Source organism: Streptomyces sp. MS06, assembly GCF_047200655.1.
Lineage (GTDB): Bacteria > Actinomycetota > Actinomycetes > Streptomycetales > Streptomycetaceae > Streptomyces.
Genome location: NZ_JBJZOJ010000107.1, coordinates 1 through 10,643, shown reverse-complemented (window position 1 = coordinate 10,643; position 10,643 = coordinate 1). Strand labels below are relative to the sequence as shown.

Below are 10,643 nucleotides of genomic sequence, written 5' to 3'. Positions count from 1 at the left end.
GGGGGTTGGGGGGGGGGGGGGGGGCCCCCCCCCCCCCCCCCGGGCCGGGCCCCGGCCGCACCGGGGCAGGGGCCCGCGGCCCGTTTCCCGCCGGCCGGGGCCCGTCGTGGAGCCTCAGGCCTCGGGCGCCTCGGGCGCCTCGGCTGCCTCGGGTGCCTCCGGGGTGGACGCGGACCACGTCAGCATGGCCCGCAGCGCCAGCGTCAGGTCCCGGCCCGAGGGAGCGCGCTCGGGGTCGACCAGGAACTGGGCCATCACCCCGGTGGCCAGCGCCTGGAAGAAGGCGCCCACCGCGTGCAGCGACTCCTCGTCCATGTCCTCGGCATCCTCGCCGGCGATGTTCTGGAACAGCTCGGCCATGGCCCGCCGGCCCTGCTCCACTCCGTCGGCGAGCGCGGGCTTCAGCTCCGGCACCCGATCGACCTGGGCGAACACCTCGAAACTTGCCAGCAGCAGCTGACGGTTGGTGTTGTACTTGTCGACGATCTGCGACCAGGCCGCCTCGAACCGTTCCACCGGCGTCGCATTGGGGCCGACCTCCGTGACCTCGGTCGGGGAGATCTCCTTGCCGGACTCGTCCAGCGCCTCCAGCAGGGCCGCGTTCAGCAGCGCGTCCTTGGAGCCGTAGTGGTAGCCGATGGACGCCAGATTCGCTCCGGACGCGGCCACGATGTCGCGCGTGGTCGTCCGCCCGTAACCCTTTTCGATCAAGCAGCGCTTGGCGCCGACAAGCAAGTCCTCACGATGTCCCATGTCTCCACCCTAACCGGCGTCTTATACATTCGTCTAATACGCTGCTGTAGGGGACGGCTCGAGCGCAAGGCCCGTGGCCGGATCGATCCGATTTCGGATCGCCCGCACCCCCGCGAGGACCCGGTCACACCCCGGCCGTGAGCGCGGCCCGGTCCGTCTTGCCGTGTGCGGTGACCGGCCACTCGTCCATGACGTGCAGTTCCTTCGGCGCCATGTACGCGGGCAGCGTCTGCGCGCAGAATGCGCTCAGCTCCGTGCCCTTGGGAGCCGTCTCGCCCGGCGCCATGGCCACGAAAGCCGCCAGCACCGGTTCGCGGTCGGGCCGCTGGACCACCAGCACGGCGGCCGCGGTGATCCCCGGGTACTCCAACACCCTCCGCTCCACCTCGCCGATCTCCACCCGGTTGCCGCGGATCTGCACCTGGGAGTCGACCCGGCCGCAGAAGTACATCTCGCCGCCCTCGCCGCGGTAGGCGAGATCACCGGTGCGCAGCACCGGTTGTCCACTCCGGGGGTTGAGCGGGTCCGGCACCCGGGCCCGCCGAGTGGCCTCCGGGTCGTCCCAGTAGCCGGTGAACAGCGCCGGGGTGCGCAGATGGATCTCGCCCTGCACGCCCGGTTCCGTGACCACCCGGCCCGACTCGTCGACGAGCGTCATCTCGGCGCCGGGGTGGGCGAACCCGATCGACAGCTTTTCCTGACCGTCCGGCAGCGGGTTGGGCACGTCCGTGAACGAGCACGCCATGGACTCGGTCGCCCCGTAGCAGTTGACCAGCCGGGCCTGCGGCAGCAGGTGCTGGAGTCGGCGCAGTTCCGGAAACGGGAAGTCCTCCCCGCAGAACAGCACCCCGCGCAGCTTCCGCAGCGCGGCGAGTCCGTCCGCCTCGTGCCGCAGCGCCGAGCGCCAGATCGACGGCACCCCGTCGACCTGCGTGACCTCCATGTCCTGCAGGAAGCGCACGAAGCGGCGCGGCCAGCGCAGGGTGTCGCGGGGCACCGGCACGACGGCCGCGCCGCTGCCCAGGGCCAGCCCGATGTCGAGCAGCGAGAAGTCGAACTGCAGCGGCGACGTGGTGGCCACCCGGTCGTGGTTGCCGACGATGGCGTGCTGAAGCATGCCCCGGTAGAACGACACGACCCCGCGGTGGCTCATCACCACGCCCTTGGGGCGACCGGTCGTACCCGAGGTGAAGATGATGTAGGCGGTGTCGGTGCCGACCGGCTCCCGCCGGTGCCGCACCCGCGGCAGCGGCGGGCGCTCCACCACGAGCCCCTCCGGTCCGAAGCGGCCGGTGCCGACATCCTCCGGCAGGCCCGTGCGCTGCCCGTCCGCCGCCTGGACGTACAGGGCCGGGCGCGTCGTCTCCACGATGGTCAGCAGCCGCCTCCGCGGCGTCTCCGGGCTCACCGGCACGAACGTCAGACTCAGCACGGAGCAGGCCAGGAACATCGCGATGGCCGAGGCGGAGGTGTCGGAGTCCAGGATCACCCGGTCCTCGTGGTCGAGGCCGAGGCCGTCGAGGACGGACACGTAGTCGTGGACGCGCTGTTCGAGTTGCCGGTAGGTGAGCACGGCCGGCTCGCCGTCCGCGCCCTCCTCGACCACGGCCGGGCCGTCGGGCGTGACCCGGGCCCAGGCGAGCATGAAGTCGTGCATTCGGTCGACCGGCGCGGAAACCGATACGGACATTTCTTCGCGCAAGCTCACGTGAATCTTCCCCCATCTCGGGCGGTGGGTTCTGTCAGGCCCCGGATTCACCAGATCATTACCGCCCGGTGGCGGGATGTTGCACGCAGCCGTACCAGAACCGTTCGAAGCGGGTTGTCGCAGGGCCTTGGAGGGGAGCGCGACCGGGCGCAGAATAGGGCGACCGGTAATGCGCAATTATCGGACTGCCGAGCGGATTCCTATCACGGGGGTCAGGGGCGGGCAAGGTTTCGCGCCGTGCTCTGGGGCCCGCAGTCCCTTCCTAGCAGTCCCCCGACTCGATAAATAACCCCTGGCCAAGCGCTCCGGGGTGGGGCCTAGGGGTGCCTAGGGGTGACGGCTCGGCTTTTTGCTGCCGTACTGTGCCGTTGCGTGGCGGCCTTGCGTGCGGCCTGCCCGCATGTCTAATCGATAATGTGGAGTGTGCCTCGATGAGCGAGTCTGGGACTTTCCTTTCCGCCGGCGACGAGGACACGTCGGCAGATCGATCGGATCTCATGCATGAATTGGCGGACCTGCCCGTTTCGGAGCAGCGCCGAATTCTCCTCGACCTGGTCCGGGAACAGACCCGAGTCATGCTGAGGAAGGTGCGCCCCGAGGAGGACGCCGACGTCGACGTCAGCCGCCCGTTCAAGGAACTGGGTCTGGACTCGTTGGGCCTGGTGGAGTTGCACGCCCGCCTCAATGCGGCCACCGGGCTGGCGCTGCCGGTCACCGTCGCGTTCGAGCAGCCGACGCCCGCGCTGCTCGCCGAACACCTGCGGGCCGAGGTGCTCGGACTCTCGGACGACCTCGACGAGCCCGAGCGGCTCGCCGGCACCGACGACGACCCGATCGCGGTCGTGGGCGTCGGCTGCCGGTTCCCCGGCGGCATATCCTCCCCGAACGAGCTGTGGCGCGTGGTCGCCGAGGAGCGGTCCGTCGTCGACGACTTTCCGGCCGACCGCGGCTGGGACCTGGACCACCTCTTCGACGACGACCCCGGCACGCCCGGCCGCAGCTACGTGCGCAAGGGAGGATTCCTCGCCGAAGTCGCCGACTTCGACGCCGAGTTCTTCGGCATCAGTCCCCGCGAGGCGCTCGCCATGGACCCCCAGCAGCGCCTCCTGCTGGAGACCGTGTGGGAGGCCGTCGAACGGGCCGGCATCGACCCCACGTCGCTGCGCGGCACCCGGGCCGGCGTCTTCGTCGGCGCCGGTGCCCACGAGTACGGCGTCCGCTCCCACGAGGACCCCCAGGGCACCGACGGCTACCAGCTGACCGGGACCGCGCTGAGCATCGCCTCCGGCCGGGTGGCCTACACCCTCGGCCTGGAGGGCCCCGCGCTCACCATCGACACCGCCTGCTCCAGCTCCCTGGTCGCGCTGCACCTGGCCGCGGAGTCCCTGCGCCGGGGCGAGTGCACGCTCGCCCTGGCGGGCGGCGTGACCGTGATGGCCAGCCCGGCCACCTTCACCGAGTTCAGCCGCCAGCGCGGGCTTGCCCCTGACGGCCACTGCAAGGCCTTCGCCCGCGGCGCCGACGGCACGGCCTTCGCCGAAGGCGCCGGCATCCTCGTCGTCGAGCGGCTCTCCGACGCCCGCCGCAACGGCCACCAGGTGCTCGCCGTGGTCCGCGGCAGCGGCATCAACCAGGACGGCGCCAGCAACGGCCTCACCGCACCCAGCGGCGCCTCGCAGCGGCGCCTCATCCGCCACACCCTGGCCCGCGCCGGACTGCTGCCCGACGAGGTCGACGTCGTCGAGGCGCACGGCACGGGCACCACCCTCGGCGACCCCATCGAGGCCCGAGCCGTCCTCGCCGCCTACGGCCGGGACCGCTCCGAGGGGCACCCGCTGTGGCTCGGCTCGGTGAAGTCCAACATCGGGCACACCCAGGCCGCTGCCGGTGTGGCCGGCGTGATCAAGGTGATCGAGGCGATACGCCACGACGTCCTGCCCCGCACCCTGCACGTCGACGAGCCCACCCCGAACGTCGACTGGTCCGCGGGCGACGTACGCCTGCTCACCGCCCCCCTCCCCTGGCCCGCCGGCGACCGGCCCCGCCGCGCCGGCGTCTCCGCCTTCGGCGTCAGCGGCACCAACGCCCACGTCATCATCGAGGAACCCGAGCCCGAGGACGCCGAGCCGTTCGCCGACACCCCGGCCGGCCCCGCCACCGCCCGGCTCCTTCCGGTGCCGGTCTCGGCCCGGACCGCCCCCGCCTTGCGCGACCAGGCGGCCCGTCTGCTCGCCCTCGTCGACGCCGACGAGCAGTGCACGCCGGCCGACCTCGGCCACGCCCTCGCCACCACGCGAGCCGTCCTCGACGAACGCGCCGTGATCGTCGCCGCCGACCGTGCCGGACTCCGCGAGGGCCTCGCCGCCCTCGCCGACGGCCGGAACACGCCCGACCTGATCCGCGGCACCGCGCAGGGCCGCGGCCTGGCCGTCCTCTTCACCGGCCAGGGCAGCCAGCGCGTCGCCATGGGCCGCGGCCTGTACGAGGCGTACCCGGTGTTCGCCAAGGCCCTCGACGAGGCCATCGGCTACCTCGACCTGCAACTCGAACGCCCCCTGCACGAGGTGCTGTTCGCCGAGGAGGGTTCGCCCGAGGCCGCCCTGCTGCACCGCACCGGCTTCGCCCAAGCCGCCCTGTTCGCCGTGGAGACCGCCCTGTTCCGGCTCCTGGAGTCCTGGGGACTGCGCCCCGACTTCCTCGCCGGGCACTCCGTCGGCGAGCTGACCGCCGCGCACGTCGCCGGCGTACTCTCCCTGGACGACGCCGCCACCCTCGTCGCCGCGCGCGGCCGACTCATGCAGGCGCTGCCCGAGGGCGGCGCCATGCTCGCCGTACAGGCCACCGAGGACGAAGTCCTGGCCCTGCTCGACGACCTCGACGACCTCGCCGGCTTCGCCGACGTCGCCGCCGTCAACGGGCCCACCGCCGTCGTGGTCTCCGGCACCGGCGAGGCCGTCGAGGCGATCGCCGAGCACTTCACCGCGCTGGGCCGCAGGACCAGCCGCCTGCGGGTCTCGCACGCCTTCCACTCGGCCCTCATGGAGCCGATGCTCGACGAGTTCCGCCGGATCGCCGAGATCCTCACCTACTCTCCCCCCACCATCCCGGTCGTCTCCAACGTCACCGGACGCCTGGCCACCACCGAGCAACTGTGCTCCCCGCAGTACTGGGTGGACCACGTGCGCCGGGCGGTCCGCTTCGCCGACGGCGTACGCGACCTCGCCGACCGCGGCGTCGGCACCTTCCTCGAACTCGGCCCCGACGCCGTGTTGACCGCACTGGCCCAGCAGACCCTCGACACCGGCGACGCCCTGTTCCTGCCGGCCCTGCGACGCGACCAGGACGAGCGGCGCACCCTGCTCACCGCGGTCGCCCACGCCCACGCGAGCGGCGCCGCCCTCGACGGGTCCGCCCTCTTCGCCGACCACGAGACCCGGCGGATCGGCCTGCCCACCTACGCCTTCCAGCGGCGCCGCTACTGGCTCACGGCCCCGCCCGCCGCCGGCGACGCGCCCGGCCTCGGCCAGACCGCCGTGGACCACCCCCTGCTGGGCGCCGCCGTCGGCCTCGCCGGCGCCGACACCGCCGTCCTGACCGGCCGGCTCTCCCTGCGCTCCCAGCCCTGGCTCGCCGACCACGTCATCGCCGGCGTCACCCTGCTGCCGGGCACCGCCTTCGTCGAGCTCGCGGTCCGCGCCGGCGACCAGATCGGCGCCGCCCTGCTGGAGGAACTGACCCTGGAGGCACCGCTGGCCCTGCCCGCGGAGGGCGGGGTGCCCGTCCAGGTCGTCGTGGGCGCCGCCGACGAGACGGGCCTGCGCTCACTGGAGATCCACTCGCGCGCCGACGACGGCGACGCGCCCTGGGTCCGCCACGCCACCGGACTCCTCGCCCGCACGGAGACCGCACCCGGCATCGACCTCACCGCCTGGCCCCCGCCCGGAGCGCGACCCCTCGACGTCTCCACCCTGTACGAGGACATGGCCCGCGACGGGTACGGCTACGGCCCCGCCTTCCGCGGCGTCAAGGCCGCCTGGCTCCGTGACGGCGAGGTCTTCGCCGAGGTCGCCCTGCCCGCGGACGAGCAGCCCACCGCGACCGCCTTCGGCCTCCACCCCGCCCTCCTCGACGCAGCCCTGCACGCCGCCGACCACGCCTTCGGACCCCAGTCCGGCGGACAGGCACACATCCCCTTCTCCTGGACCGGCGTCGCCCTGCACGCCGCCGGCGCGGCCGCAGCACGCGTCCGCGTCGCCGCGACCGGCCCCGACACCCTCACCGTCGCTCTCGCCGACCCGTCCGGGACGCCTGTCGCGACCGTCCGCTCCCTCGTCCTGCGCCCCGTCACAGGCGAACAACTGCGCGCCGCCCGCTCCGGCGCCGCGGGCACCCTGCACCGGATCACCTGGCGCCCCCTGGCACCGGCCGACACCCCACCCGCCACGCGGCCGGCCGTCTGGGACGGCACCGCCGAGGACCTGACCCGGCTCGGCACCACCCGGCCCGGCGTCCCCGCCGCCGTCGTCCTCGACCTGAGCGGGGCGCCCGCCGGCACCGACGTCCCCGAGCGGACCCGCAACGCCGTCACCACCGCCCTCGACGCCGTACGCCACTGGCTCGCCGACGAGCAACTCGCCGACGGCGTCCTGCTCGTGCGCACCCGCGGCGCCGTCACGATCGACGGCGACGAACCCGCCGCGCCCCACCAGTCCGCCGTATGGGGCCTGATCCGTTCCGCACAGGCCGAGAACCCCGGACGCATCGTCCTGATCGACACCGACGGCGACCCCGACACCGACGGCGACCCCGACGGCGACACCCGCGTCCTCGAAGCGGACGACGCGGGCGCCGTCCTCGCCTCCGGAGAACCGGAAGCCGCACTGCGCGGCGACACCCTGTGGGTGCCGCGCCTGCTGGCCCACACCGGGGCCGACCGGTCGGCCGCCCTGCCCTGGGACGAGCGGCGGACCGTACTGATCACCGGCGGCACCGGCGGACTCGGCGCCCACCTCGCCCGCCACCTCGTCACCCGGCACGGGGTACGGCACCTGCTGCTCACCAGCCGCCGCGGCCCCGACGCCCCCGGTGCCCGCGACCTCGTCGCCGACCTCGCCGAAGCGGGCGCCCACGCCGACGTGGTCTCCTGCGACATGGCCGACCGGGACGCCGTCGCAGCCCTCCTCGACCGCGTCCCCGAAGCCCACCCGCTCGGTGCCGTCGTGCACACCGCGGGCGTCGTCGACGACGGACTCGTCGGCGCCCTGAACGCCGAGCGCGTCGACACCGTACTGCGGCCCAAGGCCGACGCGGCCTGGCACCTGCACGAACTGACCCTCGGCCTGGACCTGTCGGCCTTCGTCCTGTACTCCTCGCTGGCCGGCGTCCTCGACGGAGCCGGCCAGGGCAACTACGCCGCCGCCAACGTCTTCCTCGACGCGCTGGCCGTGCAGCGCCACGCCCGGGGACTGCCCGCCACCGCAATCGCCTGGGGCCTGTGGACCGGCGACACCGGCATGGGCTCCCACCTCGACGACTCCGCCCTCCAGCGCGCCCGGCGCCTCGGCATGGAAGGGCTCTCCCCGGAAGACAACCTCGCACTCTTCGACCAGGCCGTCACGGCGGGACTGCCCACCGTCGCCCCGCTGCGCGTCGACCACGACGCCCTGCGTGCCCGCACCGACGGCGTCCCCGCGCTCCTGCGCGACCTCGTCCGCGTACCCACCCGGCGCGCAGCCGCAGGCCCCGACACCCTCGCGCACTCCCGGACACCCGACCGCTGGGCCGGCCTGGACCGCGCCGAACTCACCACCCACCTCCTGGACCTCGTGTGCGACCAGGTCGCCGACGTCCTCGGACACGACTCCGCCGACGCGATCGGCCGCACCCGGGCCTTCACCGAGATGGGCTTCGACTCCCTGGCCGCGGTCGAACTGCGCAACCGCCTCAACACCGCGACCGGCATGCGCCTGAGCGCCACACTCACCTTCGACTACCCGACTCCGCGCGCCCTCGCCGAGCACCTCGCCGCCAGGATCGGCGAACCCGTCGCCGCCACCCGCCCGACACCGCGGAACGCCCCCCAGCTCACCGACGAGCCGCTGGCCGTCGTCGGCATGGCCTGCCGCTACCCCGGCGGCGTCGCCTCACCCGAGGACCTGTGGCGGATGGTCGCCGCCGGCGAGGACGTCATCTCCGCCTTCCCCACCGACCGGGGCTGGAACGGCGACCTGTACGACCCCGAACCCGGCACCCCCGGGAAGAGCTACGCCCGCGAAGGCGGATTCCTGCACGACGCGGCCGACTTCGACCCCGCCTTCTTCGGCATCAGCCCCCGCGAGGCACAGGCCATGGACCCCCAGCAGCGCCTGCTGCTCGAGGTCGCCTGGGAGACCCTGGAACGCGCCGGAATCGACCCGCACAGCGTCAGGGGCAGCGACACGGGCGTGTTCGCCGGCGTCATGTACCACGACTGGGGCCTGCGGCTCGGCCCGCTCCCCGAGGACGTGGCCGGCTACCACGGCAACGGCAGCCTCGCCAGCGTCGTCTCCGGCCGCGTCGCCTACGCCCTCGGTCTCGAAGGCCCCGCCGTCTCCGTCGACACGGCCTGCTCGTCCTCTCTCGTCGCCCTGCACATGGCGGCCCAGGCCCTGCGCAACGGCGAGTGCTCCCTGGCCCTCGCCGGCGGTGTCACCGTCATGTCCACCCCCGACACCTTCGTCGACATGAGCCGACAGGGCGGGCTGTCCGCCGACGGACGGTGCAAGTCCTTCGGCGCGGGAGCCGACGGCACCGGCTGGGGCGAGGGCGTCGGCCTGCTCCTGGTCGAACGCCTCTCCGACGCCCGCCGCAACGGCCACCGCGTCCTCGCCCTGCTCCGCGGCAGCGCGGTCAACTCCGACGGCGCCAGCAACGGCCTGACCGCCCCCAACGGCCCCTCCCAGCAGCGCGTCATCCGACAGGCACTGGCAGGCGCCGGCCTGACGGCGGGGGACGTCGACGCCGTCGAGGGCCACGGCACGGGAACCACGCTCGGCGACCCGATCGAGGCGCAGGCGCTGCTCGCCACGTACGGCCGGGACCGCCCGGCCGACCGTCCGCTGTGGCTGGGCTCGATCAAGTCGAACATGGGGCACACGCAGGCCGCGGCGGGTGTCGCGGGGATCATCAAGATGGTCATGGCGATGCGCAACGGGCAGCTTCCCCGGACCCTGCACGCCGACGAGCCGAGCCCCCAGATCGACTGGAGCGAAGGCGCGGTGGAGCTGTTGACCGAGGCGCGTGAGTGGCCGGCCGGGGAGGACGGCCGGCCGCGTCGCGCGGGCATCTCCTCCTTCGGCATCAGCGGGACCAACGCGCACGTCGTGATCGAGCAGGCGCCGCAGCCCGAGCCGGCCGCCACCGAGGAGAACGGCGACGCGCCCGACGCGAGCACCCTCGTGCCGTGGGTGATCTCCGCCCGCACCCCTGAGGCCCTGCGCGCCCAGGCCGCCCGGATGCGCGAACACCTCGACTCCCTGCCCGACGACGAACTGCGCCCCGTAGGACACGCGTTGGCCACCACCCGCGCGACCCTCGAACACCGGGCCGTGGCGATCGGCGACGGCCACACGTCCCTGGCCGAGCAGCTCGACGCGCTTGCAGCCGGCAACGGCACGACCGCATCCCAGGCGCACGAGGGCAAGACGGCGGTGTTGTTCACCGGGCAGGGCAGCCAGCGGATCGGGATGGGCCGGGAGTTGTATGCCGCGTTCCCCGTGTTCGCGTCCGCGTTCGACGCGGTGTGTGAGGTGTTGGACGGGTTGTTGGAGCGCCCGTTGCGGGACGTGGTGTGGGGTGGGGACGCGGATGCGGGTGTGCTGGAGCGGACGGCGTTCGCTCAGCCGGCGCTGTTCGCCATCGAGACCGCTCTGTTCCGCCTGCTGGAGTCGTGGGGTGTGCGGCCTGATGTGGTGGCCGGGCACTCGATCGGTGAGGTGACGGCGGCCCATGTCGCGGGCGTGCTGTCGCTTGAGGACGCGGCACGGCTGGTTGCGGCGCGTGGCCGGTTGATGGACGCCCTGCCCGCCGGTGGCGCGATGCTCGCGGTCGAGGCGACCGAGGACGAGATACAACCGCTACTCGCCGGGGATGTGGGTGTCGCCGCGGTCAACGGTCCGGCCTCGGTGGTGGTGTCGGGTGCCGA

General features: G+C 73.5%; 2 protein-coding genes and 1 pseudogene. 1 reads left to right on the top strand and 2 read right to left on the bottom strand.

The window, feature by feature from the left end; all coding sequences use genetic code 11:
* Positions 1 to 114: 114 nt before the first annotated feature.
* Together ACL02U_RS32180 and ACL02U_RS32175 are read right to left on the bottom strand one after the other, a co-directional pair.
* Positions 115 to 753: a TetR/AcrR family transcriptional regulator gene (locus tag ACL02U_RS32180; RefSeq protein WP_412794543.1), complete on the bottom strand. Its 639-nt coding sequence runs from the start codon at positions 751 to 753 to the stop codon at positions 115 to 117.
* A 124-nt stretch (positions 754 to 877) separates the two neighbouring features.
* On the bottom strand, positions 878 to 2,410 hold the full coding sequence (locus ACL02U_RS32175; RefSeq protein WP_412794542.1) for an AMP-binding protein: 1,533 nt from the start codon (positions 2,408 to 2,410) through the stop codon (positions 878 to 880).
* Positions 2,411 to 2,958: 548 nt separating this feature from the next.
* Between ACL02U_RS32175 and ACL02U_RS32170 the strand changes: the two are divergent.
* A pseudogene (locus tag ACL02U_RS32170) lies at positions 2,959 to 10,643 on the top strand (SDR family NAD(P)-dependent oxidoreductase); the annotation flags it as partial.